The following is a 26901-nucleotide window of genomic DNA, read 5'->3' as shown; positions in this document are numbered from 1 at the left end:
GTCCGGCCCATTCCTTCTCGGGCCCGGACGCATCTTCTCCAACTCGCAAGGGAAACCATGGTTGAGACACAGCAATGGGTGAATTTCAGCCAAGCCGTGCCGGGATCAGTTCGCGCAGTGAATTGCCGACGAACAGCGCTTTGGCCGACTTCAGATCATCCAGGCTGTAGATTGCTTCGCGGGCGCGGCCTTCGTCCAGCAATTCGCCGCGCAACACACCAGGCAGCAAGCCGCAATCGAGCCGCGGTGTTGCCAGCGCGCCGTCGCCGAAATCGGCAAACAGATTGGTGATCGTGCCCTCACAGAGTTCGCCGCGCTCGTTGGCCAAGAGAACCTCGTCGGCCCGGCTGATCAGATATTCGGCGCGCGCCCGCTGATAGATGTCCCGGCGGCTCGTCTTGTGGCGCAGCAGCGTGTCGCTTGAATCAAGCCGCACCCGCGCCAGTTGCAGCCTCCAGACCTTGTCGGCTGCGTGCGGCTCATAAGGCAGCGCCGAGACCGTCACCTTGCCGCTGCGCGACAGGACCAGGCGTGTACGCAAGACTATGTCCGGCCGGTCGACGGCGTTCTTGAGCATCTCGCCGACCTTCTGCGGATCGCAGGCAAAACCCAGTTCTGCCGCCGAGCCATAAAGGCGTGCCAAATGGCGGTCGAAACGGAGGAAGCCCTGGCCCGGCTGCCAGCGCATGGTTTCGATCAGCTCGAAATCGGCGGTGTTCCCGTCGCGTAGCGCGCTTTCAGCAGGCACTCCTGATACTCCTCCTCGGCCGTCGAATCGAAGACGACGCCGCCGCCGACATTGTAGACGGCCTCGCCGCTGGAAAAGAGCGATATGGTGCGGATCGCCACCGAAAAGCGCATCGTGCCGCCGGGCGCGATCCAGCCGATGGCGCCGCAATAGACGTCGCGCGGCGTGGCTTCCAGATCGTGCAGGATTTCCATGGCGCGGATTTTCGGGGCGCCGGTGATCGATCCGCATGGAAACAGCGCAGCGAATATCCGGCGGATGGTGAGGTCGGGCAACAGCTTGGCCCGCACGCGGCTCACCATCTGGTGGACGGTCGGGTAGCTCTCGATGCGAAAAAGCTCCGGCACCTCCAGCGTGCCGACTTCGCTGATCAGCGAAATGTCGTTGCGCAGGAGATCGACGATCATCCGGTTCTCAGCCTGGTTCTTCTCGTCATTGAGCAAGAACGCCTTCAGCCGCTTGTCCTCCGCCTTGGTCGCGCCGCGCGGGGCGGTGCCCTTCATCGGATGCGTCTCGATCATGCCTGCGGCGTCGATCTCGAAGAACAGTTCCGGCGAACGCGACAAGACGACCGGATCGCCGAGTGCGATCAGCGCGCCGTATTTCACCGGCTGGCGCTCCGTCAGCGCATCGAAGGCGGCCAGCGGATCGCCCGACCAGTGCGCATGAACCGGAAAGGTCAAATTGCCCTGATAGCAATCACCTTTGCGAATGTGATTGTGGAGCCGCGCAAAGCGTTTTGCATAGTCTTCCGAAGTCCAGGCGGCCCTCGCATTGAAGATCGGGCCGTTGGTCGACGGCGCGTCGCCGGGCACGACCGGCTGTTCGACAGGCGCGTCGAAGATCCCCAGGCAGACAAGCGGGGCGCGGCGTCCTCCCGGCAGCAGCGGAACGAGCTTCGGCTCGAGCAGGTAGCCGGCCTCGTAGGAGAAATAGCCGGCCAGCCATTTGCCGGCGTCATGCGCGGCCTGCGCAATGTCCAGCGCCGGCAGGAAATCCTCTGCCTCATGCGCCACGATGATGTCGGCCGGCTGGTCGAAGACGAGCTGATGAGCGCGCTCGTCATTTCGAAAAATTGCAGAGGGCAGGGGCATGGGACTCGGATGCTGCGATCGATGACGCCAGCTATCGCTCTATATGGCGGCTCGATCGCGCGCAATCGAGAGACCGGCGTCTCAAGACGCAAACGCAGCTAGTGCAAAAGCAAACCGGCGGCACCTCGCGGGCGTCGCCGGTCCCTTATGTGCTCGATGCCGGCAGGCAATTCAGGTGTTGCTCCCGATCCCCGCGTTCGGGAAGCGGCGCGCGAATTCCTCCTCATCGCCGGCGGCAAGCAGTTTCGCCTGCTCGATCCAGCGCTCACGCTCGATGCGGCCGTCGAAGTTCAACGTCTCCTCGATCCGCTTGACGTCGGCGGCCGTCCAGGCGGCGATTTGCGCGTAGGTCGTCACTCCGAGCCCGTGGAGCAATCGCTCGTTGGCCGGACCGATGCCGATCAGGCGGCGCAGATTGCTGGCTTTGCCCACCGCCGCCTTTGTTGTCGCGGCTTTCTTTGCCGCTGGCGCAGCGCTCTTTGGTGCAGCACTGGTTTTCGATGCGGGAGGTTTTGGCGCACTTGCCTGCGACGGACTCGCTTTCGATGCACTGGCCTTCGGCGCGGCTGCCGCCTTCCCGGCCGCCGGTTTCTTGGACGTGGTCTTTGCCGGCCCGGTCTTGGCCGGCGTCGTCTTAGCGGGCGTCGTGTTGGCGGGCGTCGTGTTGGCCGGCGCGGATGTCGCCATCAATGCCGGCGGTGCCGGGATTGCTGCCTTTGTCGCACCGGCCTTGGTGCCTTGCGCCTCGCCCAACTGCCGCTCCAGGTCGGCGCGGGCGCCGCGGCATACTTCCAGCTCACGGGTCAGGCGGTCGGCGTCGGCGCGCAGCCTGTCGCGCTCGCTGCGGGTGCGGTCCATGTCACCGCGCAGGCTGTCGAGATCGCCACGCGGGCGTCCCCAGATGAACCAGCCAGCCAACACACCTACCAGGAACGCCAGGAGCATGTAGAAAAAAGTGCCCATTGTCTCTCTCCAGTCCGATCCCATCTGCCGTGGCCTGGGACCTTGGCACAAGGACCATTCAATGGTGGCTCCGCTGCTCGTGGAACAGCCGGCTTAAATCGCGCTGTCGGCGACCGGCTTTCCTGCCATGGCCAACGGCGCTGTCGCAATCGTCGAAGCGCCGTGACCGGCCGAAGATTTGGCCGCGCCCGACTGAGCTTGAGGCGGGACGCTATCATACAGCTTCCGGAAAGCTAACGGAAAAATTCCATGGAGAGTTATTTAAGAACAGATATTTAGGGAAAGAATAGAATGGCCTTCAATATGCATTGCGGCTAATCTGTTCTGTCGAACCTGGCTGTTCAGCGCTGTGCGTCAATTGTCCAAAGCTTCGAGCTCGTCGATCAGCCCGCCGATCACGCCAAGGCCGATCTGCCAGAAAGCAGGATCGGTGGCATCAAGACCGAAGGGAGCCAGGAGCTCGGAATGATGCTTGGTGCCGCCGGCGCGCAGCATGGCAAAATATTTGTCCTGAAAGCCACGCTCTGCATTCTGATAGACCGCATAGAGCGAATTCACCAGGCAGTCGCCGAACGCATAGGCGTAGACGTAGAAAGGCGAATGGATGAAGTGTGGAATATAGCTCCAGAAGACCTCGTAACCCTCGCGCAGCTTGATCGCCGGCCCGAGGCTTTCCGCCTGCACCTCCAGCCAGAACTGGCCGAGCCTGTCCGATGTCAACTCGCCGTTTTTGCGCTCGGCATGCACCTTGCGCTCGAACTCGTAGAAAGCGATCTGGCGCACGACCGTGTTGATCATGTCCTCGACCTTCTGGGCAAGCATGGCCTTGCGCTCGCGCTTGTCGGTGGTCTGGTCCAGCAGCGAGCGGAAGGTCAGCATCTCGCCGAAGACGGACGCCGTCTCGGCCAGTGTCAGCGGCGTCGAGGCCATCAGCGCGCCCTGGCTTGCGGCGAGCACCTGATGCACGCCGTGGCCAAGCTCATGCGCCAGCGTCATCACGTCGCGCGGCTTGCCCATGTAGTTGAGCAGGACATAGGGATGCGCCGACGGCACTGTCGGATGCGCGAAGGCGCCCGGCGACTTGCCAGGCCTTACCGGCGCGTCGATCCAGTTGCGGTCGAAGAAAACCCGAGCAATCTCCGCCATGTCAGGTGAAAAGCGCTGATAGGCGGAAAGCACCGTGTTCTTGGCCTCGTCCCAGCCGATGATCGCTTGCGGGGTTTCCGGCAACGGCGCGTTGCGGTCCCAGTGGTTCATCACTTCCATGCCGAGCCAGCGCGCCTTCATCGCGTAGTAGCGGTGTGACAGGCGCGGGTAAGCGTCACGAACGGCTGAGGCCAGCGCATCCACCACGCTGCGCTCGACGCGATTGGCGAGATGACGCGAATCGGCGATGTCGGCGAAGCCGCGCCAGCGGTCGGAAATCTCCTTGTCCTTGGCCAGCGTGTTGGTGATCAGCGTGAACGTGCGCAGATTCTTGCGGAAGGTTGCGGCCAGCGCTTCAGAAGCCCGGCGGCGCACCTCGCCATCGGCGTGTTGGAGGCGGTTCAGCGCCGGCTCCAGGGTCAGCTCTTCGCCATCGATGTCGAAGCGCAGATCGGTCATCGTCTCGTCGAACAAGCGGTTCCAGGCGCCGCGTCCGGTAATCGACTTCTCGTGGAGAAGCTGCTCGACCCGATCTTCGAGCTGGTAGGGTTTGTCCATGCGCAGATCAAGCACCCACGGCCGGTAGTGAGCGAAGGCAGGATCGGCAGCAAGCGCGGTTTCGATCGCGGCATCGTCGACAAGATTCAGTTCGAGCGCGAAAAACAGAAGATGCGCGCTGGCGTCGGTCATCTTCTCCTGAATGTCGCCATAGAGCTTGGCGCGCTGCGGATCCGCGGTGTTGCCGGCGTAGATCAGTCCGGCATAGGAGACGATCCGGCCAATCAGTTCCTCCAGCGCCTCATAGGCGGCAAGCGCCTCGCCCAGCCTGCCGCTGTCGGCACGCTCCGCCTCGGCGGCGAGCGTGCCTTTCCAGCGGCTCTCGAAGCTGATGGCATCGGCGAGCGCCTTGGCGATGTCGCGTTTCAGCTCGGGGGCGCCCATGCCCGAATAGAGATCGGCGAGATCCCATTCCGGCAGATCACCGAGCTCCGCCGCGCCCTGACCGGACGCCACCGCCGCAAGCTGCCGACTAAAAACCATGCTCATTGCCGACACTTTCCAGTTTGTCAAAGGGCCAAAGAATCAAGGGGATGAGAAAGCCGGTCAAATCCTAAGCAATTCGTTCACCGGGTTTTTTGAAATCTTATTTAGAACCCTGTGCCAGGATGATCCATAGGGTTCCCCATTGGGTGGGCACAGTGGGGTGGGCATATTGGGCGAGCATCGTTGAACCAGTCATGACAGGTTCCATACTCATAGTCGATGACGATCCCGTGCAGCGCAGGCTGCTCGAGGCGGCGGTGACGAAATTCGGCCATAGCGCGATCATCACGGATGGCGGCGAGGCCGGTCTCGACGCGCTCGACGGGCCCAAGGCGCGCGACGTGTCGGTGGTCATCCTCGACCTCGTCATGCCGGGCCTTGACGGCATCGGCGTGCTGAAGGCGATGCGTGAGCGCGGCATCCAGGTTCCGGTCATCGTGCAAACCGCCCAGGGTGGCATCGAAACCGTCGTTTCGGCCATGCGTCACGGTGCTTTCGATTTCGTCGTCAAGCCGGCATCTCCCGACAGGCTGCAGGCATCGATCGGCAACGCGCTCAAAGTCGAGGCGGTCGAGGGGGAAGTGAAGCGCACGTCGCGGCGGCGCGGCGGCCACCTGACCTTCAAGGACATGATCACGCACAGCCCGGCGATGGACCGGGTGATCCGTCTCGGCCAGAAGGCGGCCGCGTCAAACATCCCGATCCTTATCGAGGGCGAATCCGGTGTCGGCAAGGAGTTGGTGGCGCGCGCCATCCAGGGCAGTGGCGATCGCCGCTCAAAACCGTTCGTCACCGTCAATTGCGGCGCCATCCCCGACAATCTGGTCGAATCGATCCTGTTCGGCCACGAGAAGGGCTCGTTCACCGGCGCCACCGAAAAACACACCGGCAAGTTCGTCGAGGCGCATTCGGGCACGCTCTTCCTCGACGAGATCGGCGACCTGCCGCTCGACGTGCAGGTCAAGCTGCTGCGCGCCGTGCAGGACGGTGAGGTCGATCCGGTCGGCGGGCGTTCGACCGTCAGGGTCGACATCAGGCTGATCTCGGCGACACACCGCAATCTTCTGCAGCAGGTCAAGGACGGCAAGTTCCGCGAGGATCTGTTCTACCGCCTGAACGTCTATCCAATCTTCGTGCCGCCGCTGCGCGACCGTCGCGACGACATTCCGTATTTGGTCGAGCATTTTCTGGACAAGGTCGCGCCCACTGGTCCACGTCATCGCCTGCACGGCATTTCGGCCGCGGCGCTCGCCATGCTGCAGGCCTACGACTGGCCGGGAAATATCCGCCAGCTGGAAAACGCCGTCTTCCGGGCCTCGGTGCTTTGTGAAGGCGATCTGCTGACGGAAGAGGAGTTTCCGCAGATTCGGGCGCAGGTCGAGGGCACCGTCAACCTCGATGCGCATGGCGCGTTGCCCGCGTTGCCTTTGGTCACCGAGCCGCTTGGCGAGGATAACGGCATCGCTGTAGCCGAGCTCGATCCGCCGGCCAGGCCGCAGCCTCGCTTCGGCACGCTGCGGGCGCTGGACGAACGCGGCAATGTGCGGGCGCTGGCCGATGTCGAACTCGAAATGATCAAGCTCGCCATCGACCATTATAACGGCCAGATGAGCGAAGTTGCCCGCCGTCTCGGCATCGGCCGCTCGACGCTCTACAGGAAGCTCAAGGAATATGGCATCGATCCGGAAACGGGCCGTATCGACCGGCTTGCTTCCTGACAGGCAAGCCCGGACCAGCTTGCCAACCTGGCATCAGGACAATCGACAGTCGCGATCGGGCGTGACGCGGTCGGGCGACGCGCTTGCCGGCAGTATTCACGCATTGAGGCGTCTGGTAACAGATCGTGTTCAGGCAAAGCCAGAAACATGATCTAAACCAGCAGTTTACCAAGAAACCCCGTGCAATATTTTTGACGGGATATCGCCACGGTGTTACCGCATTTCGGCTTCAATAAGCGATGATTAACCATTAGGATCGATATTCGGATGTGAACACCACCGCATCCGTTGGTCAAATCCGGGGACAAACGGCAGCCTGCAAGGCCTTTTGATTTGAACAAAGTCGAACGACACACAAACGGGCGGCACTATCACATGAGCGCCTGGCCGAGATGGCTGGCAGCGGTGATTCTCGCCTTTGGCTTCCTTACAGCGGCTGCGACCGGCGCCAGCGCCCAGACACGTTCGCTGAAACTCTACAACCTGCACACCAAAGAGAAGGCGGAGATCGTCTTCAAGCGCGGCGGCCGCTACGATCAGGCGGGTCTGAAAAAGATCAACGTCATCCTGCGCGACTGGCGCCGCAACGAGCCGACCAAGATGGATCCGCGCCTGCTCGACCTGGTCTGGGAGGCTTACCGGCAGAGCGGCGCCCGCGACTATATCCAGGTCGTGTGCGGTTATCGCTCGTCGTCGACGAACTCGATGCTGCGCAGCCGCAGCAGGGGCGTTGCCAAGAAAAGCCAGCATACGCTCGGCAAGGCCATGGACTTCTACATTCCCGGCGTGCCGCTGAAGAAACTGCGCGACATCGGTCTGCGGATGCAGGGTGGCGGCGTCGGTTATTATCCGAGGTCCGGCTCGCCCTTTGTCCACATGGATGTCGGCAATGTGCGGCACTGGCCTGGCATCAGCCGCCAGGAACTGGCGCGCGTGTTCCCCAACGGCAAGACGCTGCATGTGCCGAGCGACGGCAAGCCGTTGCCCGGCTATTCACAGGCGCTCGCCTCGTACAAGGCGCGCAAGGGCGCCGGCGCTCCCGCCATCGAAATGGCCAGCGCAGGTGGCGGCGCCAAAAGATCCGGCGGTCTGCTGGCGGCTTTCTTCGGCGGCGGTGAAGACGAGGCCGATGACAGCGCCGATGTGGTGGCCGCGCCAACGCCGAAGTCAACCAATGTGAAGGCGGCGAGCGTGAAGCTGGCGAATGCCAAGCCGGCACCGGCCGCCAGGAACAGCAAGCTTCCGGGCATTGCCATCGTGTCGCCTGAGGATGCGAAGCGCGCCGAGATTCCGCCAATCGCCGATGCGCCTGCTCCGGAACCGGAGGAGGACACGCCGGAAACGATCATCGCGGCGCTGCCGGCGCGCAGCGTGCCGCTGCCCGATTTCGCCCCGCGGCCGAAGGCCGATGTCGCTCAGCCGCCCGAAAACGTTCCGTTCGGCGTGGCGGATGCCACCGCCACCACCGAACAGGCGGTGACGACCGCGCAAGCGCCGGCGAACGCTCCCTTCGGCATGGCCGAGCCGTCCGTTGTCGCCGATGCGGCGCAGGTTGCCGCCAAAAACATTCCGTTGCCGACTTGGCGCCCCAATCACTCGTTGCCGGCCGACCTTGCAGCGGCCGACCTTGCGCCGCAGGACAAGGCTGTGCTTCTGGCGCTGGCGGATACCGCCGGGCACGGCAAGACCGCTACCGATGTGTTCTCGGTGCTGCCGTCGGCTCGGCCCGATCTGGCCCAGCCCGAATTGGCCCAGCCTGACCAGGTCCAGTCTGCCGCAGTCCAGTCTGACGCGGTCAAAGCCGTCCTCGAACGGGTCAGCGCAACCGACGAATACCAGGTCGCTTCGCTCTCCCAGCCAAGCGCGGTCCTCGGTGAACTGGCGAAGGGCAATGCCGCATCGCCGCGCGAGGCTGTCTTTGCCCGCCCAGCTGGCTCCGATCCGGCCGCGGCGATCGGCACGGGTGTGAAGACCACCCGCAAGGCAGCCAGGGCAACCGCCCGTGACCTGAAGCCTGGTCCCAAGTCCGTGGTAGTCGCCGCCGAGCCGACGGCGGCGCGCTGGGCGTTGAACAGCGGCGAGAATGTCGCCACCGTCTCCAGCGCGACGACGGCGCAGCGCTTCGCCTACAATATCGTGCACACGCCGCCAACCGAAGTCTATACCGTGGGCTTCCAGGCGGACGATCAGTTGGCCGACGCCAACCGGTTCACCGGCAATGCCGTCAAGTTCCTGTCGGTCGCCCGCTTCAGGACCGAGTAGCGGATCGACCAACCAATAAAAAAGCCGCGCCGGCAACCGCGCGGCTTTTTTATGCATGTCGCTATCGCAAAACCGCTGCACGCCCTCGGGTCAGGCCCGAAGGCATGCTTTTGCGCGGCATGCATTGGTCTGCTTGGGGTGAGAGCTGTCTCTATCGCCCGAGCTTGCTCGCGGCGAGCGCCAGGGCTTCGATTTCGTCCCATTTGCCGGCCTTGACCAAATCGTCCGGCGCCACCCAGGAGCCGCCAACGCAGATGACGTTGGGCAGGCTCAGATAGTCGCTGGCGTTCTTGTCGGTGATGCCGCCGGTCGGGCAGAATTGGACATCGGCGAGCGGCGAGGCGAATGCCTTGAGCGAGGCGATGCCGCCCGACTGTTCTGCCGGGAAGAATTTCAGGAAGCGCAGGCCTGCCTCGCGGGCGGCCATGATCTCACCGGGCGTGATGGCGCCGGGCAGTAACGGAACGTCGCTGTCCTTCGCCACCGCCAGAAGCTCGCGGGTGATGCCGGGGCTGACGATGAACTTCGATCCGGCTGCCGCCGCCTCGTCGAACTGGCGGGCGTCCAGAATGGTGCCGGCGCCGACGATGGCGTCCTCGATCTCGCTTGTCACGAGCCGGATCGCCTCCAGCGCATCAGCGGTCCGCAACGTGATCTCGATCGCCGGCAGGCCGCCGCGCGCCAGCGCGCGCGCCAGCGGCACGGCATCGGCGAGATTGGCGATCTTGAGCACCGGGATAACCGGTTGGCCGTTGAGGAGCGACAGGAGCTTTTCGGTCTTGCTGGGCATTTGTCGTCTCTCCGGTATTGATCCGTTCAATCGGTTAGCAGAAGGCCGGTTTTCTGTCCACGAAGCGAGGCGTGTCGCGATGTCACGCGCTGCCGGCAAGTCCGTCAGACCGGCCGTCAAAGGCCACCAAAGGAGAAGCTGCTCCGCGCGGCGGCCTTGAATCGGCTTTCATGAGCGTTTAGTGGCTTCGGCGATGACACTGCCCAATCAACCCCTGCGCGTTGCCGCGCTCTACAGGTTTGCCCGGCTCGACGACTTTGAGGCGTTGCGCGCGCCGCTCGCCGCCTTTTGCTGCGGACGTGGTATCAAGGGCACGCTGCTGCTGGCGCATGAGGGCATCAACGGCACGGTCGCCGGCAGCGAAGCTGACATTGCCGCGCTCATCGATCATCTCGAATCCATCGAAGGTCTCGCCGGTCTCGAGGTCAAGTACAGCAGCGCCGCGCAGATGCCGTTTCACCGCATGAAGGTGCGGCTGAAGCGCGAGATCGTCACCATGGGTGTTGGGGATCTCGATCCGGCGGCAAGCGCCGGCACCTACGTCGCACCGGCCGACTGGAACGCGCTGATATCGGATGTGGACACGATCGTCATCGACACGCGCAACGCATTCGAGGTATCGATCGGCACGTTCAAGGGAGCGGTCGACCCCGCGACAACGAGCTTTCGCGAATTCCCGACGTGGGTCGAGCAGCATCGAGCCGAACTCGTCGGCCGCAAGGTGGCCATGTTCTGCACCGGCGGCATACGCTGCGAGAAGGCAACGGCCTATGTGAAGTCGCTCGGCTTCGAGGATGTGTTCCATCTCAAGGGCGGTATCCTGAAATATCTCGAAGAGGTGCCCGCCGAGCAAAGCCTCTGGCAGGGCGAGTGCTTCGTCTTCGACGAACGCGTCTCGGTGTCGCACGGCTTGGTCGAGGGTGAGGCCGAACTTTGCCGCGCCTGCCGGCATCCGCTGACCGGGCAGGACCTGCTGTCGTCGAAATACGCCGCCGGCATCTCATGCCCGCATTGCTACGATGCCCGTTCCGACGAGGATCGCGCCCGCTACGCCGAGCGTCAACGCCAAGTCGAGCTGGCGCAAGCGCAAGGCAGGGCTCCGCACATTGGACGTTAAAGCGACATGCGTCGGCTTGGACGCACAAAGTGCGCTCTAACACTTTGAATCAAAATCGTGCTTTCCGAAAATCGATTCCGATTTTCGGCCAACGCATTGGACAAGGCAGATCCTGACATCATCTCGTTTGTGCCGTCGCCGGCAAAGCGCCCATCCGTCATTGTAATGTCCATATGCGGGGCCTACCTGTTCAACGTCCGAAAACCTGCCCGGCGCTTTCGGCCGGCCAATTCTGGAGGCACTGATGTTCGATCCCAAGAAGCTCCTCAACGATCTGCTCGGCTCGCAAATTCCCGGAACCGGATCGACCGTGCGCGACAAAGGGGGCCAGGCGGTGCAAATGGCCAAGGACAATCCGCTGGCCGCTGGCGCGCTGGCCGCGGTGCTGCTCGGAACCGGCGCTGGCCGTCAGGTCGCCGGCACGGCGGTGAAGCTCGGCGGCCTGGCCGTCGTCGGCGGCCTCGCCTACAAGGCCTACCAGAACTACAAGAACGGCAAGGCGCCGGCTGAAACGCAAGTTGCCGGTGAACCGGAATTGCTGCCGCCGCCCGCCGACACCAGCTTTCATCCCTCGCAGGCGCCGCAAGGCGAGGACGAATTCACGCTGACGCTGGTGCGCGCGATGATTTCGGCGGCGAAGGCCGACGGCCATATCGACGACGACGAACGGCAAAAGATCGCCGGCAAGCTCAGTCTCGCGGGCATCGACTCCGACGCGGAGAAATTCCTGTTGTCGGAACTGGAAAGGCCGCTCGACCTGGATACGCTGGTCGCCGGCGCCCAAACCGACGCCCAGAAGCTCGAGCTCTACACCGCCTCGCGCCTCGCCATCGATCCGAATACACGTGCCGAACGCGGCTATCTCGATCTGCTCGCCGGCCGCCTCAGCTTGCCGGATGCCCTGCTCGACCATGTCGAGGCGACGGTGTCGGCGGCGAAAGTGCCGGCGCCAGAGGTGCCGGGATCGGGCAAGGCAACCGCCAATTCGCGCTGGTAGGCTTCAGGGCCGCGGAGAGCGGCAATCCGGCGTGCTTTCGCGTTAATGTCTCGTTTACCCAGGAAGCGCATGATTTTAAGCAGTCGGATCGGCTTTCCTCCTCCCAGCCGGTTCAGATCAGGGCGGCCGCCAATGGCCGCCCTTTTTGTCGCAGCCGGTTAGCGCATGAGCCGAAATCGGAATCGATTTTTGGAAGCGATCATGCGCAAATTCAAAATTGCTCAAAATCATGGTGCTATAGCGTCCTTGCGGGCATGCGGCGCTATAGGAGGACAGTTATGACAGACTACAAAACAGCCATCGTCACTGGCGCCGGCACGGGCATCGGCAAGAGCGTCGCCACGGCGCTGCTCAGGGCCGGCTGGAATACGGTGTTCTGCGGACGCCGCAAGCCGGTGCTGGACAAGGCAATCGCGGATGCCGGATCGACACAAGCCAAGGCGCTGGCGGTCGCCTGCGACATCAGCAAGGCCGACCAGGTCGACGATCTGTTCGAGACGGTGGCGGCGGCTTTCGGTCGTGTCGACCTGCTCTTCAACAATGCCGGCGCGGGCTACAAGTCGACATTGATCGACGAGATCCCGGTCGAGGTGTGGAACGAAATTGTCGGGGTCAATCTCACCGGCTCGTTCCTGTGCGCCCGCGCTGCCTTCGGCGCCATGCGCAGGCAGCAGCCGATGGGCGGTCGCATCATCAACAACGGCTCGGTGTCTGCCTACGCGCCGCGTCCGGGCTCAGTGCCCTATACCGCGACCAAGCACGCCATTACCGGGCTGACCAAGACGCTGGCGCTGGACGGCCGGCCTTATGACATCGCCTGCGGCCAGATCGACATCGGCAACGCCCTGACCGACATGGCGCAGGCGATGACGGTCGGAGTACCGCAAGCCAATGGTTCCATCGCCGCCGAAGCGGTGATGGATGTCCAGCAGGTCGCCAATGCCGTCGTCCATATGGCCAGCCTGCCGCTCGACGCCAATGTGCTGTTCATGACCGTGATGGCGACGAAGATGCCGTATGTCGGGCGAGGGTGAGCGGCCGGTTCGCGTAAGCGAATTCATCGTGCCACTGGCACGATGAAAGGCCGGCGAACGCCGGGGGACCCGGCCGGACGGCGTTCAATTTTGGCTAATGCATGTCGCGCAAAAGTGCGCAGCGGTTTTGCGATAACGACATGCATAAAACAAGAACTAAAGCGCGTCGCATCCTTCAAACGCGATGCGCTTTAGGACTGCGTCACCGAAAGCGGCACGCCCGGAAGATATAGCGAAATAGGGCGGATTTCGTAGACGGCCGTCGGATTGACACGGCGAAAGTCGCGCGCAATCGCGATCGCGGCATCGCGCGTGGCGCAGTCGACGACGTATAGTCCCAACAATTGCTCCTTGGTCTCGGCGAAGGGTCCGTCAATGACCATTCCGGCGCCCGGCCCGCGCAAGGTGCACGCGTCTTGGGTCGCCCCGAGCCGCGCCGCCGGGCCGAGGCTACCATCCCGGTAAAGCCGTTCGTGGATATTGAGCAGGTCGGCCATCAGCGCCGCGTCCTCCTCCGGCGTCAGCGCCGTGATCACTTCTTCCACGTGATAGGCAAGGATGGCATAGAACATCTGACATCTCCTTTCGTCGGTCGCGTACCCGCCCTCACTTGCCCAGAAACGCCTTGATCCGTTCCAGCGCGCGCAGGATGTTCTCTTCGGAATTGGCGTAGGACAGCCTGATATAGCCTTCACCGAGAACGCCGAAATCAGGTCCGCCGATCAGCGCCACGCCGGCATCCTCAAGCAAAGCCGAGGCGAGTTTCTTGGCCTTCCAACCAGTTTTTGAGACATTAGGGAAGGCATAGAAAGCGCCTTTCGGCGTGATGCAGGAAACGCCTGGTAAGGCGTTCAAGCCTTCGACCACGACGTTCCTGCGGCGGTCGAAGGCGCGCATCATCTTGTCGACGTCGTCCTGCGGACCGTCGATGGCCGCGATGCCGGCATACTGGCTCGGCGCATTGACGCAGGACCAGCAATTGACCGCCAGCTTGCGCACCTTGTCGTAGAGGTGGGCGCCCTCGTCGCCGTTCGGCCAGATCGACCAGCCCATGCGCCAGCCGGTCATCGCCCAGGTCTTCGACCAGCCGTTGAGCACGATCAGTCGGTCGCGGATTTCGGGGAAATTGAGCAGCGAGAAGTGCGTCTCGCCGTCATAGGTCATCACGTCGTAGATCTCGTCGGAGAGGATGGCGACGTCCGGGTGCGCTTCCAGCCCCTTGACCAGCTTCTCGATCTCGGCGCGCGGGGTGACCCCGCCGGTCGGGTTGGCCGGCGAGTTGAGGATGAGCAGCCTGGTCTTCGGCGTGATCAGCGCCAGCGTCTCCTGCGCCGAGAAGGCAAAGCCGTTCTCCTCGCGCATCGGCACCGGTATCGGAGCAGCACCGGTGAACTCGATCATCGAGCGATAGATGGGAAAGCCGGGATCGGGATAGAGGATCTCGGCGCCCGGTTCGCCGAACATCAGGATCGCGGCGAACATGGTCGGCTTGCCGCCGGGCAGGATCATCACCGCCTCGGGCGACACCTCGACACCGGTTGTGGTCAGCGTGCGGCGCACCACCGCTTCGCGTGTCGCCAGCAGGCCGTTGGCCGGCGTATAGCCGTGGTGGCCGTCACGCAGCGCCTTGATTGCGGCTTCGACGATGTGCTGCGGCGTCTTGAAGTCGGGCTGGCCGATGCCGAGATTGACGATATCGCGGCCCTGATGGGCGAGCGCGGTGGCACGAGCCAGCACCGCAAAGGCGTTTTCCTCGCCGAGACGATCGAAGGCCGAAATCGTGTGGAGCATTTTTCCCGTCCCTGTGGTTCTTTCACCGAGCGAGCGTTTTTGTGAGCGTCCTTTCGCAAAAGTCAAACGGATTGGAGCTTTGGGTGTCGGAAAATCTCAAGAATTGGCAACCGCGCCCGCGGCCGGAGCGCAAGGTGCTGGAGGGGTGCACTGTCAGGCTTGAGCCGCTGAGCTCCGAAAAGCATGGCGACGGCCTTTTCGAGGCGTCGTCGGTGCCTGATGTCGACGGCCGCTTCGCTTGGCTGCCCGATTATCCGCCGCAGACCCGCGCCGCCTTCCAGCCGTGGCTGGACAAGGCCGAAGCCAGCGAGGACCCGCTGTTCTTCACCGTCATCGACAAGGCCAGCGGCAAGGTCGCCGGACGCCAGACGCTGATGCGCATCGACCCTGCCTATGGCGTTATCGAGATCGGCAACATCTATTGGGGTCCGCTGATCTCGCGCAAGCCGGCGGCGACGGAAGCGCAATTCCTGTTCATGAAATACATCTTCGAGCTTGGCTATCGCCGCTACGAATGGAAATGCAACAACCGCAACGAGCCGTCGAAGCGCGCGGCGGAGCGTTTCGGCTTCAAGTTCGAGGGCATTTTCCGGCAGCATCTTGTGGTCAAGGGCGAAAACCGCGATACCGCGTGGTACTCGATCATCGACAAGGAGTGGCCGGCACTGCGTAGAGCCTATGAGGCATGGCTCGATCCGGGCAATTTCGACGGCGACGGCCGGCAGAAGCGACGGCTCGAGGATTTCCGCGCCGAGTTCGGCGCCTGACCATGACCCAGGACCACGATCCCGAAAAGTGAAGGCGAGTTTTCGGGCAAGATCGTGGTCAAACCAGAAGGACCATGATCCCGAAAAGTGGAAGCCGGTTTTCGGGCAAAGATCATGGTCAAACAAGAACACAGAGCCTCCGTCCGGATTCTGCCGGGATGGATCAGTTCTGACAGGAGTTCGCAGGTGGCGCATACCCACGACCATGGTTCGCAAGGGCATGACCGCAGCCACGGCGCCGGTCATGTGCACGGCTCGACCGACAAGAAACGCGTGCTGATCGCCGCCTGCCTAACCGCCGGCTTCATGATCGTAGAAGCGCTTGGCGGTCTCTTGACGGGATCGCTGGCGCTGCTGGCGGATGCCGGCCACATGCTCGCCGACTGTATCGCGCTCGGGCTTGCCTGGTATGCTTTTCATCTGGCCGGCCGGCCGGCCACGGTTCGCCTCACCTACGGTTTCGGCCGGGTCAAGACGCTGGTCGCCTATACCAACGGCATCGCCATCTTCGCCATTGCGCTGTGGATCATCTATGAGGCCTGGGAACGCCTGCTGACGCCTGCGCCCGTGCTCGGCGGGCCGATGCTGGTCGTTGCGATCGCCGGCCTGCTGGTCAATATCGGCTGCCTCTTCGTGCTGCATGGCGGCGACCGCGACAGCCTGAACATGCGCGGCGCCATCCTGCACGTGCTCGGCGATCTGCTTGGCTCGGCGGCGGCGATCTTAGCTGCGCTGATCATCCTGGCAACGGGCTGGACGCCAATCGATCCGATCCTGTCCGTCCTTGTCTCGCTGCTGATCCTGTCCACCGCCTGGTCGCTGATGCGCGAAGCAGCCCATGTCCTGCTCGAAGGCGTGCCGGCGAGCCTCGATCGCGACCTGATCGCCAGGGACATAGAGCGGACGGTGAACGGCGTGCGCGAGGTGCATCACATGCATGTCTGGTCGCTTGACGGGTCAAGCAACATGGCGACCTTGCATGCTTGCCTCAACGATGGCGTCGATGCCCACAAAGCGGTCAGCGCCATCAAGAAGCGGCTTGCCGCGCATGGCATTGCCCACGCCACCGTAGAACCGGAATTCGGCCATTGCGCCGATGATAAGCATGATGGCGAGCACGACCATGCGCATGATGCGGCTCCGCATCATCGCCACTATCACTGATCCCAGGAGTTCCATGGCATGGTAACGAAGTTGACGAATCCCCGCCGTGTCCGGGCCGCGTAATGGATCGCGACACGCGCAATGCGGCGATCGGCGCACTCTGGGTGCTGCTGCTGTTCGGCATCGCCGCCTACTATTTGCCAACCGTGATGCTGGCGGTCGGCCGCGTCTCGACCATTCTTGCCGCCATTATTGCGGCTGTCTTCATGGTGGCCATTTTCGTCGTGTTTTGGCTGCGTGGCCGCAGTCAGCGCAAAAAGGATCATTGATATGCGTGTTTTGATTACCGGCGCGGCAGGCATGGTCGGCCGCAAGCTCATCGCCCGGCTGGCGAAGGATGGAACGCTCAGCGGCCGGAAGATCGCCGCGCTCGACCTTCACGACATCGTGCCGCCGCAGGCGCCGACGCTGGATGGCGTCGACGTCACCATCCATACAGGCGATCTCGCCGCGGCGAGCGCGATGGAACGGCTGGTCGCGTCGCGCCCAGACGTGATCTTCCATCTCGCCGGCGTCGTGTCGGGCGAGGCTGAAGCCAATTTCGATCTCGGCTATCGCGTCAATCTCGACGGCACAAGGGCGCTGTTCGATGCCATAAGGCTGGCGGGGTTTGCGCCGCGCGTCGTCTTCACCTCGTCGATCGCCGTGTTCGGCGCACCGTTTCCGGACATTATATCAGACGAATTCCACCCGACGCCGTTGACCTCCTACGGCACGCAGAAGCTGATGGGAGAAGCGCTGCTCGCCGATTATACGCGGCGCGGCTTCTTCGACGGCATCGGCATCAGGCTGCCGACCATCTGCGTCAGGCCGGGCAAGCCCAACAAGGCCGCGTCAGGCTTCTTCTCCGGCATCATCCGCGAGCCGTTGAGCGGCCATGAGGCGATATTGCCGGTGCCGCGCTCTGTCGTGCACACCCACGCCAGCCCGCGCTCGGCGGTGAATTTTTTGATCCACGCAGCAGGGATCGACGGCAGCGCCGTAGGGCCGCGCCGCAATTTGACGATGCCCGGCGTCGCCGTCACGGTCGGCGAGCAGATCGAGGCCCTGGAACGCATGGCCGGCGCCAAGGCGGTGAAACTGATCCGCGATGAGCCCGACGATACGATCTGGGCGATCGTCAAGGGCTGGCCGACACGGTTCGAGGCGCGGCGGTCGAGGGAGCTTGGCTTTGCCGCCGAAACCAGCTTCGACGACATCATCCGCGCGCATATCGAGGACGAGTTGGACGGGAAGATCGCGGGTTAGGTGTCGATATTCGGGCCAGCGGTAACATACAACGTGCCGATCTCGGCGCTGCCCCTCACCTGCCCGCCGGCATCCTCTCCCCGTAAACGGGGCGAGGGGCGCTCTCATCGACGGTTTTGCCAATCACCAGCGCTGCAAAAGTAGCGCCGGCGTTGCGATCAGCCCCTTCTCCCCGTCACTATACGGGGAGAAGTGCCCGGCAGGGCGATGAGGGGCGGCGCCAAGGGTCGACAATTCCTGGGTCAGTCTTGAGGCCGCGCGTCTGATCGAGGCGCTATCCACCAGCCGTCAGGCTCGCCGACAACAACAGCAACCCGAACAAAAAGACGAAGGCGGCGCCGCCGATCTCGACGATTGAATGGATGCGGTTGCCCATGCGGCCGTCGCCAGCGAAATACACCGCCCAGTTCTTGGCCGTCACCGCCAGCGTCGCCAGGATCGAGACGGTGATCGCGGTGCCGAGTGCCATCGCCAGCACCGACAGGATGCCGCCGAACCACAGCCCGTTGAGCATGGCAAAGCTCAGCACGATCAGCGCGCCCGAGCACGGCCGGATACCGACCGCGGCCACCGCAGACCAGGCAGTGCGCCAGTCGAAGCGGTCGCCGGAAAGCAGCGCCGGGTCGGGCGCGTGTGAATGTCCGCACGTCTCGCAGACATCGCCCGCCGCATGGTGATGGTGCCCGCCATGGTCATGGCGACGGTCGTGTGCGCCATGATCATGGCTATCATGGCTATCATGGTTATCGTGGCCGTCATGGCCATGTGCGTGAAGCGCATGCACCGAATGCGCATGTGCAGGATGGCCTGTTTGCGAATGGCCGGCATGGGCCGCCGAAAGGCTATAGGCAGGGTTCGCACCGAACAGACGAAGGATGGCAGGGCCGGCCTTGCGCCACAAAAGCCAGGCGCCGAACAGGGTGACAAAGACAAAACTCGTGACTTCGAGGAACCATGCCGCGTCGGTCATCGATATGGTGGTGCCGCGCAGGACGAAGTAGGCGAGCATCATCACCAGGATCGCCGTCACCGCCTGCAACAGGGCCGAGACGAAGGACAGCATGATGCCGCGCCTGAGCGCGACTTCGTTCGCGACCATGTAGGACGAGATCACCGCCTTACCGTGACCGGGGCCGGCGGCATGGAAAATACCGTAGGCGAAGGACAGGCCGATAAGCAGCCACAGCTTGCTGCCGTCCTCACGCATCGCCTTCATCGCACCGGCAAGCGCGCGGTAGAATTCCTGCTGACGCAGATTGATCCACATCAGGATTTGGGCGAACGGGCCGGTGGTGGGAGCCATCCCGTCATTGGTGCCGATGCCGAGCGAACTCTGGGCGTGGGCTGAGCCGAGGACGTGCGTCATGACAAGGGCGGCGGCCAAAAGGCCAAAAGCCAAACGCAGGGACGGTTTCGTCACCGGATTATCCTTTTGGCTGACAGTTCAGTTCAAGCTTGGTCGCAAATATCTTGCTCATATCGGTGCCTGTCGGATCATTGAAGAAGGCGTCCGTCAGGTTCTTCTGGTTCGCGGCGATCGCCTCGTCGGGGTTCGGACGAACGACCTTGCTCGTGCATGTCGACGGCAAGTCGGCGACCTGCATATTGGCATCCTCGGTGAAATCGATCGCCGTGTAGAACGTCGGGTCATAGACGCCGATATCGATCTTGCCGGCCAGCCTGGTTGGCGCCTTGGGTTCGGATTCGAACAGGATAATGAGCTGGTCGTTGTCGAAATTCGCCATCAGCTGCGGCGGCGGGCTCATCGCCTCATCCTTGCCGTCGACGGTGACGAGCTGGAAGTAATTGAACTCCGCCAGCGAAGCGTGGACGGTGTCGGCGACTTCCTTCAGCTCCTTGTCGTCAAGCTTCAGGTCGGAATTCTTGTCGAACTCCATCATCACCGTGCTCGAAAACAAATCGTCGAAGCGCCAGACATGACGCAAGGCCTTCACGCTTTGGTGATCCGGGCTGAGGATCACTTCGAGGCGAGCCTCGGCGAAGACGTGGGGATGCACGTTGGCTGGCCCGACCGTGGCAAAAGTCGCCGCCATGGCCGAAGCCATCATGATTGCTTGCCGCTTCAGGTTCATTCTGGGTGGTGATTCCATCGACTTCGGTGACTGTCGAGAGTTACCAGAAAGCGGGCGAAAATGGGACCCCGGGCGGCCAAAAGCTCATGCATTGTCAATCGTCTTGAACCACTGCACCAGGAAATCGACAAAGACGCGAACTTTCGCAGGCAAATAGCGCCGGTGCGGATAGACGGCGAAAATGCCGCCACCCGGCAGGATGCGGTCATCCAGCGCGGTCACCAGCCGGCCACTTTCGATGTCGGGCGCTGCGATGAAATCCGGCAGGACTGAAAATCCCAATCCCGCCACGGCGGCGGCTCTTGCCGCCATCGGACTGTTGACCTCGATCGGACCGGAGACCGAAACAGTCACCGTGTCGCCGCTGTCGCCCCTGAACGGCCAGTTGGTCAGCCAGCGGCCATTGGTGTCGATGATGCAGGGCATGCGGCCAAGGTCCTGCGGCCGCGTCGGCATGCCGTGCCTGGCGATCAGCTCGGGAGATGCGCACAGCCGCACCGAGAACGGCGCCAGGCGCCTGGCGATCAGCGAGGAGCTTTCCAGCCGCGAAATGCGCACGGCGAGATCGAAGCCTTCCTCGACCAGATCGACGAAGCGGTCATCGAGATGAATGTCGAGCACGATGTCGGGATGCTGCTTGGCGAAGTCGATCAGCGATAGGCCGATCGGCGCGTCGGCAAAGGTGCGCGGCGCCGACAGCTTGATCCTGCCGCGCACGTCGCCAGAGGATTCGCGCACCGCATCGGCCAGGCTGTCGACCTCGCGGACGATTTCCGAGGCGCGGCGGTAATAGGTGTGGCCGGCCTCGGTCAGCGAGAACTGCCTGGTGGTGCGGTTGAGCAGCAGCGCGCCGAGCTCGTCCTCCAACTCGCGCACATATTTCGACAACAGCGCCTTGGAGCGGCCGATCTTGCGCGCCGCTGCCGAAAATCCTTCGGCCTCGACAACGTCGATGAAGGCGCGCATGCGGGTCAGCGTATCCATGTCATGCGCTCCTCTGGTGGGCTGAAAGGATGCGCGCGGCAAGCGCCATCAGCTGCCGGTCGCTGTTTTTCGGTCCGAGCAGCGAGAGGCCGAACGGGGCGCCGTCAACCAGGCCCAGCGGCAGGGTGATCTGCGGAAACCCGGACAGACCGGAAAGACACAACAGTCTCAGCGCGCGTTCGCGATAGGTCTGCAAATCGGCGAATGAGGCGGCCTTGAGCGGCGCGGCACCTGGAGCGGTCGGCAGCACAAGGACACCGTCCTCGCCAAGCAGGTCGGCAAGCTCAAGACGAAACGCAACGCGACGTTCCGTTTCGAATTGCGCGGTTGCCGCGTCGATGGTTGCGCCATGCTCGAAGCGCTCCTTGACGCCGGGGCCGAGCATCCGATCGCTGCCGGCGATCCAGGCACCATGATTTTGCCAGGCCTCGTACCCCTGCAGCTTGCGGAAGCACCAATAGAGATCGTCGGTGGAATGCGACAGCGGGGCAACGGTGCGCGGTGCGCCCAGCACCGATGCGACAGCGCGGACCATGGCGCGATACTCGTCGGCTTCCTGCGGGCCGAGCACGAGCCCGTCCAGCGCATCCAGCGCGAGGGGGCGCTGCAATTCTTGGTTGTGCAGATCGTCGCCGAGCAGCACCGCGCCGACCTTGTCATAGGTGACCATGTCTCTGGCGAACCAGCCGAACGTATCAAGTGAAGGGGCCAGCGGCATGGTGCCTTCGAGCGAGATGCGGCCATGCGTGGTCCTCAGCCCAATCAGCCCACAAAAGCTTGCCGGGGCGCGGATCGAGCCGCCGGTATCGGATCCGACGGCGATGTCGGCCAGCCCGCCGGCGACCGCGGCGGCGGAACCGGAAGACGAGCCGCCGGTGACGCGATCAGGTGCTGCCGGATTGACCGGCGACGGGAAATGCGCGTTCAGCCCCATCAGCGAGAAGGCCAGTTCGTCGGTCTGCGTCTTGCCGACGAAGCACGCGCCCGAATCAAGCAGTGCCTGGACGGCCGGCGCCGTCGCCGAGGCGGGTGAAGCCTGCTGGTATTTTTGCGGATTGCCGCAGCCGGTGCGGTAGCCGGCGACGTCGTAAATATCCTTGACGGCCAGCCGCAGGCCGGCAAGCGGGCCGGACTGCGCATTGGATATAGGTATACCATCGAGGTCGAGAAAAGCGTTCAGAGGGCCGCGAGTGCCTGCCATGCGTTCGATATCCGGATACAGTTGTTGCAACATTGTTCGACGCCAGGATTTTTACAACCTGGCGTACGATTTTTATTGATTGTGAAATCCATCGACCTTATATCGCGCTTGCCCAAAGTCGCACGTGCCTGTGGGTGTCCGCCGATCCTCAAAATGGTGAGGGATATCGGTAAGGTAACTGGAGCTAACCCCTCCAGTCGGTTTAGCGGCCAACCGCCAGACCGAGGACACCTTGAAGCAACGACGGTGCGGGCCTTTCTGGTGTTCTGCCGGTCGTCCAAAGACCGGGGTTACTGAAGAGGCACACCTTCATTGCCGGCAGTGCGGAACGGGTTCTCCCAATCCAAGCCAAGGCAGACAAAGCGAACCGAGGCCGGGCAAGGCCAAGGTTCACCGCCGCGAGACGGCGCTTCATGGTTCCGGGGTCTCCACCGGCTGGTTCCATGGATTGACGTCCCGCCTTTGTCCACCGCGTGTTCGCGAGGTCAATGACCCGTGTCCCGCAGCCTTTGTGCGCGCCGAAAGGCGCTATGGAGAGACCCCGATGGCTACCCAGCGCATCCTTGACTTCCTCGCCACCCGACGTCCGAACGGCCCTTGCCTCGTCGTCGATCTCGATGTCGTGCGCGACAATTTCCGCGCCTTCGAGAAGGCGCTTCCCGATTCGAAAATCTACTATGCGGTGAAAGCAAATCCGGCGCCGGAAATCCTGCGCCTGCTTGCTGCGATGGGCTCGTCCTTCGACACCGCTTCCGTTGCCGAAGTCGAGATGGCGATGGACGCCGGCGCGCCGGCGGACCGCATCTCCTTCGGCAACACCATCAAGAAGGAGCGCGACATCCAGCGCGCCTATCAACTCGGCATCCGGTTGTTCGCGGTGGACTGCGTCGAGGAGGTCGAGAAGATCGCCCGCGTTGCACCCGGCGCCCGTGTGTTCTGCCGCGTGCTGACCGACGGCGAAGGCGCCGAATGGCCGCTGTCGCGCAAGTTCGGCTGCGTGCCGGCGATGGCGGTCGACGTGCTGCGCCATGCGAGGGCGCTCGGGCTGGACGCCTATGGCGTGTCGTTCCATGTCGGCTCGCAGCAGACCAACCTGACCGCCTGGGACCGCGCGCTCGGCGACGCCAAAAAGGTGTTCGCTACGCTCGCTGACGAAGGCATTGTGCTCAAGATGGTCAATATGGGCGGCGGTTTCCCGACCCGTTACCTCAGGGACGTGCCGGCGGCACAGGCCTATGGCCAGGCGATCTTCTCGGCGCTGCGCAAGCATTTCGGCAACGCGATTCCCGAGACCATCATCGAACCGGGCCGCGGCATGGTCGGCAATGCCGGCGTCATCAAGTCGGAAGTCGTGCTGATCTCGAAGAAGGCCGACAACGACAATGTGCGTTGGGTCTTCCTCGACATCGGCAAGTTCGGCGGGCTCGCCGAGACGATGGACGAGGCGATCCGCTACCCGATCGTCACCGCGCATGACGGCACCGAGACCGCGCCGTGCGTGCTCGCCGGCCCGACCTGCGATTCGGCCGACGTGATGTACGAGAAAACGCCGTATCCGCTGCCCCTGTCGCTGACCATCGGCGACGAGGTGCTGATCGAGGGCACCGGCGCCTACACGACGACCTACGCCTCGGTCGCCTTCAACGGCTTCGAGCCTCTCCGATCCTACGTGATCTGACGGCTCGCAAGAGCCGGTCAGATCATCCGGCGCGGGCGACGAGATCGCCCGCTTCGGTTCGCCTGTGGAACAATCCGCTCGTGAAGGATCGCGGAAATGGAAATTGTGGATTTCATCGTTGATGGCGCTGTGAGCCGGCAAATCTCCCCCCTTGAGGGGGAGATGGCCGCAAAGCGGCCAGAGGGGGTCGCCTCAGCTGTCGCGACCTCTCTTGGACTGCGTGGCGCCGGCGCTTCACGCGCGGCGCCCTCCTCTGTCGGCTTCGGCGACATCTCGCCCTCTAGGGGGGAGATTGCTGGCGCTTTCGTCATCACCGCCGAAACCGCTGCCGACGTCCCGGCGCGCGAGGCCTTGCTCGATCGCGCCATGGGGCCGAAGCGCCGGAGAAAATCGTCGGAAAAGCTGCGGCGCGGCCGCCGGCCTTCGGAAGGCCTTGCCTTTGTCGCACGCGATGCGTCGGGCGCTGTCACCGGCACCGTGCGGCTCTGGGATGTCGTGCTGGGCGAGGTCGGTAGGTCCGCCCTTCTGCTTGGCCCGCTCGCCGTCGATCCCACAATCAAGAATGCCGGCATCGGCTCGGCGCTGATGCGCCATGCAATCGCTGAAGCCGCGCGCCTCGGCCATGCGGCGATCCTGCTGGTCGGCGATGCGCCCTATTACCAGCGCTTCGGGTTCTCGGCCGATAAAACCGGCTCGCTGGCCATGCCGGGACCTTATGAGCGGCACCGCCTGCTGGCGCTGGAGCTGGTGGAAGGCGTGCTCGCCGGCGCGCAGGGCACGCTGAAGGCGGCCGGGCGCAAGCTGAAGGCACAGCGGCTGTCGCTCGCTGCCTGACGGATCGGAAACAAGCCGCTGCCATCGGGCGGCGGCTTGTTTCCATCCAGGATTGGAATGGGTCAGCCGATCAACTGGCTCAGCGCCATGGCGACGCTCATGTCGCCTTCGACCTTTATCTTGCCGGACATGAACGCCATGGTCGGGTTGAGATCGCCTGATATCAGCGATTCCAGATCGTCGAGCGAAAGCTTTATCGTGCAGTCGGCCGGCGCGTCGGTGGTCGATACAGCAGCGCCGTCGATGACGATGACGCCGTCGCCTCCGGTATCGAATTTGACGGAACGATCGAACCCGGCACTCGCCACGCGCGCGCTGATCTTGTCGGCAATTTCCTGAACGCCCATGGCCGTTCTCCTCGTCTCGTTGCGTTTGTCGCACCCCATTGCACTTCGGTCTGGGGCACTTTGATCCGGCCCGAAGTCGCCGTCTTGCGCATTTCGCGATCAAGGTCGCCGGCGCATATAGCTTCGGGTTGACGTTTACGTCAACGCGGTTCCCGATATGATGATGGGTTTTATCGCCGCAGTGAAGCTGCGCTGTCCACACTGGCAGTTACAAGGTCTGCATCATTCAAACAGACGAGGACAGTGGCCAGGCCTGTCCCTAGCGTGGGCTCGCCTCATGCGCCACCGCGCGATCAGGGGGAAGGGGATGAACCCGTATCCGGGAGGCGAGGATCAAGACCCCAGATGGCGTTACAGTAGGGGATGTTCAGTCATGAAAATCAGAAGTCTGATCAAGCGTGCCGAGACGGTGGACAGGGCATTCAAGGAACTCGAAGCCGATTTGGCGGATGCGTTCGATGAGTGTCTCAACCTGGACGACCAATCGCCGTTGGACAACGTTCCGGATGAGAACCTCGCGGCAAGGAATGACAACTCTCAGCCCGAGGACGATGCCGACGCTCCCGAGATCGCACGGCGGCTGACCTCCCACACACAAACCCGCCTGGCTGCGCTAGATGCCGTTGAGGGGCTGTTTGACGATGCGCGCGAGTATCTGGAGGAGATCAACACGAAACTGTCGGAGATCGCGACCTCGCATCACCTGACAGGCGAATTCCTGAAGCTGCTTCACGGGGACATTCTTCGCGCCAACGAACTGGAACTGGCAAATGTCAGCCTGACCACGCAGCAAAGAGTGCTATCGGAGCAGTTCCACGATGCGACCAGAAAGCAGCGCGAGCGTGAAAGCGCCGTCGAGGCCCTGCAGCAGCGCGAGATAAGCCTGGCCGAGGACAAGGAGGCACTTCGCAGTGCGCTGGCTGCAGCAAAGCTGGAACTCGTCGTGGCAGGCAATGCGAGCGCAGAGCGCGAAGCGGAGTTCGGCGACCTCATCAAAACGCTTTCGGCCAGAACGGCCGAGGCCAACCGATGCGCGCGCGAGAACGAGATATTGCGGGAAAAGCATGTCAGCCTGTCGATCGACTTCGACAAGGCGCTGAAGCGGGAAGCTGAGGCGCGGCACCGGCTGGACGAGCTCTCGACGATTCATGCCAGTGACGCGGCGCGACTTTCGGAACTGCTGTCTGCGCTCGGCAAGAGCGAACAAGAGGAGATGCGGCTGCAGAAATCGCTCGATATCGCGCAAGCGAAGCTGTCGGAAATGACGGAAGCGGCCCGTATTATGGAAGGTGACAGGGAAGCCGAGCGTGCGCGTAGTTTCGCTGAGATCGGCGGCCTGCGTTCTGAAATTCGCAACCTCCAATCACGATTTGAAGTCGCCTCGAACGAGAACAATCAAGCCGCGAGCGAGATCGCCAATCTCAAGGCTCAATGGAGCGACGCTGTCGCCGAAAAGCAAATTGCGGAGGAAAGGTTGTCGGTTCTCAGAAAGGAGAACGAAAACGACAAGATGCACCTCTCGACCGTGAGCGCGAATTTTTCGCAGCTTTCCCTGCAGCAGGCATCCGAACAGATACAGCTCGATGTCCAGAGGCAGGAATGCGAGGACCTGCGAGCCGAAGTCGCGGTGCTCGACGCCCGGGTCAAGGAATTGTTGCCCTATGAGCGTCTCCACAAGGTCACAAACGCCAAACCGCATGAGAACGGCGTGGTCGAGATCACCGGTGTCGTGGCGGAGAAGTCCCGCGTCACAAGCAGGCGGCGCGTCCGTACGAGCCTGCGCGCCGCATCCTGACGCACGGGTGTCACTTGGCTTTACGGGAACAGACTGAAGGTCCGTTGTCGAAGCAACGCAGATTCGGCGAATTAGCTTGCGTGCGC

General features: G+C 63.0%; 24 protein-coding genes. 12 read left to right on the top strand and 12 right to left on the bottom strand.

The window, feature by feature from the left end; translation table 11 throughout:
• Nucleotides 1-85 precede the first annotated feature (85 nt).
• The 4 genes from AC0L28_RS22465 to AC0L28_RS22450 all read right to left on the bottom strand — a co-directional run bounded on the left by AC0L28_RS22465 (nt 86) and on the right by AC0L28_RS22450 (nt 4998).
• Nucleotides 86-748, bottom strand: a complete 663-nt coding sequence (locus tag AC0L28_RS22465; RefSeq protein ID WP_031254538.1) for an aminotransferase class IV family protein — start codon at nt 746-748, stop codon at nt 86-88.
• The gene (locus AC0L28_RS22460; protein ID WP_473480220.1) at nt 697-1842 is read right to left on the bottom strand and encodes an aminodeoxychorismate synthase component I; all 1146 of its coding nucleotides are present in this window, start codon (nt 1840-1842) and stop codon (nt 697-699) included. The genes AC0L28_RS22465 and AC0L28_RS22460 overlap by 52 nt, the downstream gene beginning before the upstream one ends.
• A 171-nt stretch (nt 1843-2013) precedes the next feature.
• The gene (locus tag AC0L28_RS22455; RefSeq protein WP_473480218.1) at nt 2014-2805 is read right to left on the bottom strand and encodes a proton-conducting membrane transporter; all 792 of its coding nucleotides are present in this window, start codon (nt 2803-2805) and stop codon (nt 2014-2016) included.
• Nucleotides 2806-3159: 354 nt separating this feature from the next.
• Nucleotides 3160-4998: a M3 family oligoendopeptidase gene (locus tag AC0L28_RS22450; protein WP_473480216.1), complete on the bottom strand. Its 1839-nt coding sequence runs from the start codon at nt 4996-4998 to the stop codon at nt 3160-3162.
• A gap of 191 nt (nt 4999-5189) precedes the next feature.
• On the opposite strand from AC0L28_RS22450, the gene AC0L28_RS22445 reads away from it, so the two are divergent.
• Nucleotides 5190-6713 (top strand): sigma-54-dependent transcriptional regulator, encoded by a 1524-nt coding sequence (locus AC0L28_RS22445; RefSeq protein WP_473480214.1) that lies wholly within the window; start codon nt 5190-5192, stop codon nt 6711-6713.
• A 375-nt stretch (nt 6714-7088) separates the two neighbouring features.
• The gene (gene mepK, locus AC0L28_RS22440; RefSeq protein WP_473480212.1) at nt 7089-8975 is read left to right on the top strand and encodes a peptidoglycan L,D-endopeptidase MepK; all 1887 of its coding nucleotides are present in this window, start codon (nt 7089-7091) and stop codon (nt 8973-8975) included.
• 151 nt (nt 8976-9126) lie between these two features.
• Here mepK and AC0L28_RS22435 read toward each other — a convergent pair whose 3' ends face one another.
• A complete protein-coding gene (locus AC0L28_RS22435) occupies nt 9127-9765 on the bottom strand; it encodes a 2-dehydro-3-deoxy-phosphogluconate aldolase (protein WP_023798049.1) in 639 nt (212 codons plus the stop codon).
• Between the two features lie 193 nt (nt 9766-9958).
• Here AC0L28_RS22435 and trhO point away from each other — a divergent pair, with 193 nt between their 5' ends.
• The 3 genes from trhO (at nt 9959) to AC0L28_RS22420 (ending at nt 12913) form a co-directional block, all read left to right on the top strand.
• Nucleotides 9959-10882: an oxygen-dependent tRNA uridine(34) hydroxylase TrhO gene (gene trhO, locus AC0L28_RS22430; protein WP_473480210.1), complete on the top strand. Its 924-nt coding sequence runs from the start codon at nt 9959-9961 to the stop codon at nt 10880-10882.
• A 244-nt stretch (nt 10883-11126) separates the two neighbouring features.
• Nucleotides 11127-11879 carry a tellurite resistance TerB family protein gene (locus AC0L28_RS22425; RefSeq protein WP_023798047.1) on the top strand — a complete coding sequence of 251 codons (753 nt, stop codon included), beginning with the start codon at nt 11127-11129 and terminating at the stop codon, nt 11877-11879.
• A 278-nt stretch (nt 11880-12157) separates the two neighbouring features.
• Nucleotides 12158-12913: an SDR family oxidoreductase gene (locus AC0L28_RS22420; RefSeq protein WP_023798045.1), complete on the top strand. Its 756-nt coding sequence runs from the start codon at nt 12158-12160 to the stop codon at nt 12911-12913.
• A gap of 191 nt (nt 12914-13104) precedes the next feature.
• Here the strand turns inward: AC0L28_RS22420 and AC0L28_RS22415 are convergent, their stop codons facing one another.
• Together AC0L28_RS22415 and AC0L28_RS22410 are read right to left on the bottom strand one after the other, a co-directional pair.
• Nucleotides 13105-13485 (bottom strand): YciI family protein, encoded by a 381-nt coding sequence (locus tag AC0L28_RS22415; protein WP_023798044.1) that lies wholly within the window; start codon nt 13483-13485, stop codon nt 13105-13107.
• A gap of 34 nt (nt 13486-13519) precedes the next feature.
• Complete coding sequence (locus AC0L28_RS22410; protein ID WP_473480207.1) at nt 13520-14704, bottom strand: pyridoxal phosphate-dependent aminotransferase; 1185 nt, start codon at nt 14702-14704, stop codon at nt 13520-13522.
• 83 nt (nt 14705-14787) lie between these two features.
• On the opposite strand from AC0L28_RS22410, the gene AC0L28_RS22405 reads away from it, so the two are divergent.
• From AC0L28_RS22405 to denD, 4 genes are all read left to right on the top strand, one after another.
• Nucleotides 14788-15471, top strand: coding sequence for a GNAT family N-acetyltransferase (locus tag AC0L28_RS22405; RefSeq protein WP_473480205.1), 684 nt, complete (start codon nt 14788-14790; stop codon nt 15469-15471).
• A gap of 186 nt (nt 15472-15657) precedes the next feature.
• Complete coding sequence (locus tag AC0L28_RS22400) at nt 15658-16635, top strand: cation diffusion facilitator family transporter (protein WP_128173748.1); 978 nt, start codon at nt 15658-15660, stop codon at nt 16633-16635.
• 62 nt (nt 16636-16697) lie between these two features.
• Entirely contained in the window at nt 16698-16904 is a 207-nt protein-coding gene (locus tag AC0L28_RS22395) for a hypothetical protein (protein ID WP_027153224.1), read from the top strand.
• Between the two features lies 1 nt (nt 16905).
• Entirely contained in the window at nt 16906-17883 is a 978-nt protein-coding gene (gene denD / locus AC0L28_RS22390; protein ID WP_473480203.1) for a D-erythronate dehydrogenase, read from the top strand.
• Between the two features lie 274 nt (nt 17884-18157).
• Here the strand turns inward: denD and AC0L28_RS22385 are convergent, their stop codons facing one another.
• From AC0L28_RS22385 to AC0L28_RS22370, 4 genes are all read right to left on the bottom strand, one after another.
• The gene (locus AC0L28_RS22385) at nt 18158-19249 is read right to left on the bottom strand and encodes a nickel/cobalt transporter (RefSeq protein ID WP_128173815.1); all 1092 of its coding nucleotides are present in this window, start codon (nt 19247-19249) and stop codon (nt 18158-18160) included.
• 58 nt (nt 19250-19307) lie between these two features.
• Nucleotides 19308-19976 carry a DUF1007 family protein gene (locus AC0L28_RS22380; protein WP_473480202.1) on the bottom strand — a complete coding sequence of 223 codons (669 nt, stop codon included), beginning with the start codon at nt 19974-19976 and terminating at the stop codon, nt 19308-19310.
• Nucleotides 19977-20060: 84 nt separating this feature from the next.
• Nucleotides 20061-20960, bottom strand: a complete 900-nt coding sequence (locus AC0L28_RS22375) for a LysR family transcriptional regulator (protein ID WP_473480200.1) — start codon at nt 20958-20960, stop codon at nt 20061-20063.
• A gap of 1 nt (nt 20961) precedes the next feature.
• On the bottom strand, nt 20962-22161 hold the full coding sequence (locus tag AC0L28_RS22370; RefSeq protein WP_473480351.1) for an amidase: 1200 nt from the start codon (nt 22159-22161) through the stop codon (nt 20962-20964).
• Between the two features lie 544 nt (nt 22162-22705).
• Here AC0L28_RS22370 and odc2 point away from each other — a divergent pair.
• The gene (gene odc2, locus AC0L28_RS22365) at nt 22706-23839 is read left to right on the top strand and encodes an ornithine/lysine decarboxylase (RefSeq protein WP_128168894.1); all 1134 of its coding nucleotides are present in this window, start codon (nt 22706-22708) and stop codon (nt 23837-23839) included.
• 162 nt (nt 23840-24001) lie between these two features.
• A complete protein-coding gene (locus tag AC0L28_RS22360; RefSeq protein ID WP_473480349.1) occupies nt 24002-24673 on the top strand; it encodes a GNAT family N-acetyltransferase in 672 nt (223 codons plus the stop codon).
• A gap of 62 nt (nt 24674-24735) precedes the next feature.
• Here AC0L28_RS22360 and AC0L28_RS22355 read toward each other — a convergent pair whose 3' ends face one another.
• Nucleotides 24736-25020: an SCP2 sterol-binding domain-containing protein gene (locus tag AC0L28_RS22355; RefSeq protein WP_023798033.1), complete on the bottom strand. Its 285-nt coding sequence runs from the start codon at nt 25018-25020 to the stop codon at nt 24736-24738.
• A gap of 373 nt (nt 25021-25393) precedes the next feature.
• Here AC0L28_RS22355 and AC0L28_RS22350 point away from each other — a divergent pair, with 373 nt between their 5' ends.
• Nucleotides 25394-26815, top strand: coding sequence for a coiled-coil domain-containing protein (locus AC0L28_RS22350; RefSeq protein WP_473480347.1), 1422 nt, complete (start codon nt 25394-25396; stop codon nt 26813-26815).
• Nucleotides 26816-26901: the final 86 nt, after the last annotated feature.

The sequence above is a fragment of the Mesorhizobium sp. WSM4847 genome (assembly GCF_055811335.1).
This window is presented reverse-complemented; position numbering and strand designations above follow the sequence as displayed.

Excerpts from the sequence above, each read along its gene's own strand:
- AC0L28_RS22460 (WP_473480220.1), bottom strand. The coding sequence starts at position 1,842 with ATGCCCCTGCCCTCTGCAATTTTTCGAAATGACGAGCGCGCTCATCAG.
- AC0L28_RS22455 (WP_473480218.1), bottom strand. The coding sequence starts at position 2,805 with ATGGGCACTTTTTTCTACATGCTCCTGGCGTTCCTGGTAGGTGTGTTG.
- AC0L28_RS22450 (WP_473480216.1), bottom strand. The coding sequence starts at position 4,998 with ATGAGCATGGTTTTTAGTCGGCAGCTTGCGGCGGTGGCGTCCGGTCAG.
- AC0L28_RS22445 (WP_473480214.1), top strand. The coding sequence starts at position 5,190 with ATGACAGGTTCCATACTCATAGTCGATGACGATCCCGTGCAGCGCAGG.
- mepK (WP_473480212.1), top strand. The coding sequence starts at position 7,089 with ATGAGCGCCTGGCCGAGATGGCTGGCAGCGGTGATTCTCGCCTTTGGC.
- AC0L28_RS22435 (WP_023798049.1), bottom strand. The coding sequence starts at position 9,765 with ATGCCCAGCAAGACCGAAAAGCTCCTGTCGCTCCTCAACGGCCAACCG.
- trhO (WP_473480210.1), top strand. The coding sequence starts at position 9,959 with ATGACACTGCCCAATCAACCCCTGCGCGTTGCCGCGCTCTACAGGTTT.
- AC0L28_RS22425 (WP_023798047.1), top strand. The coding sequence starts at position 11,127 with ATGTTCGATCCCAAGAAGCTCCTCAACGATCTGCTCGGCTCGCAAATT.
- AC0L28_RS22420 (WP_023798045.1), top strand. The coding sequence starts at position 12,158 with ATGACAGACTACAAAACAGCCATCGTCACTGGCGCCGGCACGGGCATC.
- AC0L28_RS22415 (WP_023798044.1), bottom strand. The coding sequence starts at position 13,485 with ATGTTCTATGCCATCCTTGCCTATCACGTGGAAGAAGTGATCACGGCG.
- AC0L28_RS22410 (WP_473480207.1), bottom strand. The coding sequence starts at position 14,704 with ATGCTCCACACGATTTCGGCCTTCGATCGTCTCGGCGAGGAAAACGCC.
- AC0L28_RS22395 (WP_027153224.1), top strand. The coding sequence starts at position 16,698 with ATGGATCGCGACACGCGCAATGCGGCGATCGGCGCACTCTGGGTGCTG.
- denD (WP_473480203.1), top strand. The coding sequence starts at position 16,906 with ATGCGTGTTTTGATTACCGGCGCGGCAGGCATGGTCGGCCGCAAGCTC.
- AC0L28_RS22385 (WP_128173815.1), bottom strand. The coding sequence starts at position 19,249 with ATGACGCACGTCCTCGGCTCAGCCCACGCCCAGAGTTCGCTCGGCATC.
- AC0L28_RS22380 (WP_473480202.1), bottom strand. The coding sequence starts at position 19,976 with ATGAACCTGAAGCGGCAAGCAATCATGATGGCTTCGGCCATGGCGGCG.
- AC0L28_RS22375 (WP_473480200.1), bottom strand. The coding sequence starts at position 20,960 with ATGGATACGCTGACCCGCATGCGCGCCTTCATCGACGTTGTCGAGGCC.
- AC0L28_RS22370 (WP_473480351.1), bottom strand. The coding sequence starts at position 22,161 with ATGGCAGGCACTCGCGGCCCTCTGAACGCTTTTCTCGACCTCGATGGT.
- odc2 (WP_128168894.1), top strand. The coding sequence starts at position 22,706 with ATGGCTACCCAGCGCATCCTTGACTTCCTCGCCACCCGACGTCCGAAC.
- AC0L28_RS22360 (WP_473480349.1), top strand. The coding sequence starts at position 24,002 with ATGGCCGCAAAGCGGCCAGAGGGGGTCGCCTCAGCTGTCGCGACCTCT.
- AC0L28_RS22355 (WP_023798033.1), bottom strand. The coding sequence starts at position 25,020 with ATGGGCGTTCAGGAAATTGCCGACAAGATCAGCGCGCGCGTGGCGAGT.
- AC0L28_RS22350 (WP_473480347.1), top strand. The coding sequence starts at position 25,394 with ATGAAAATCAGAAGTCTGATCAAGCGTGCCGAGACGGTGGACAGGGCA.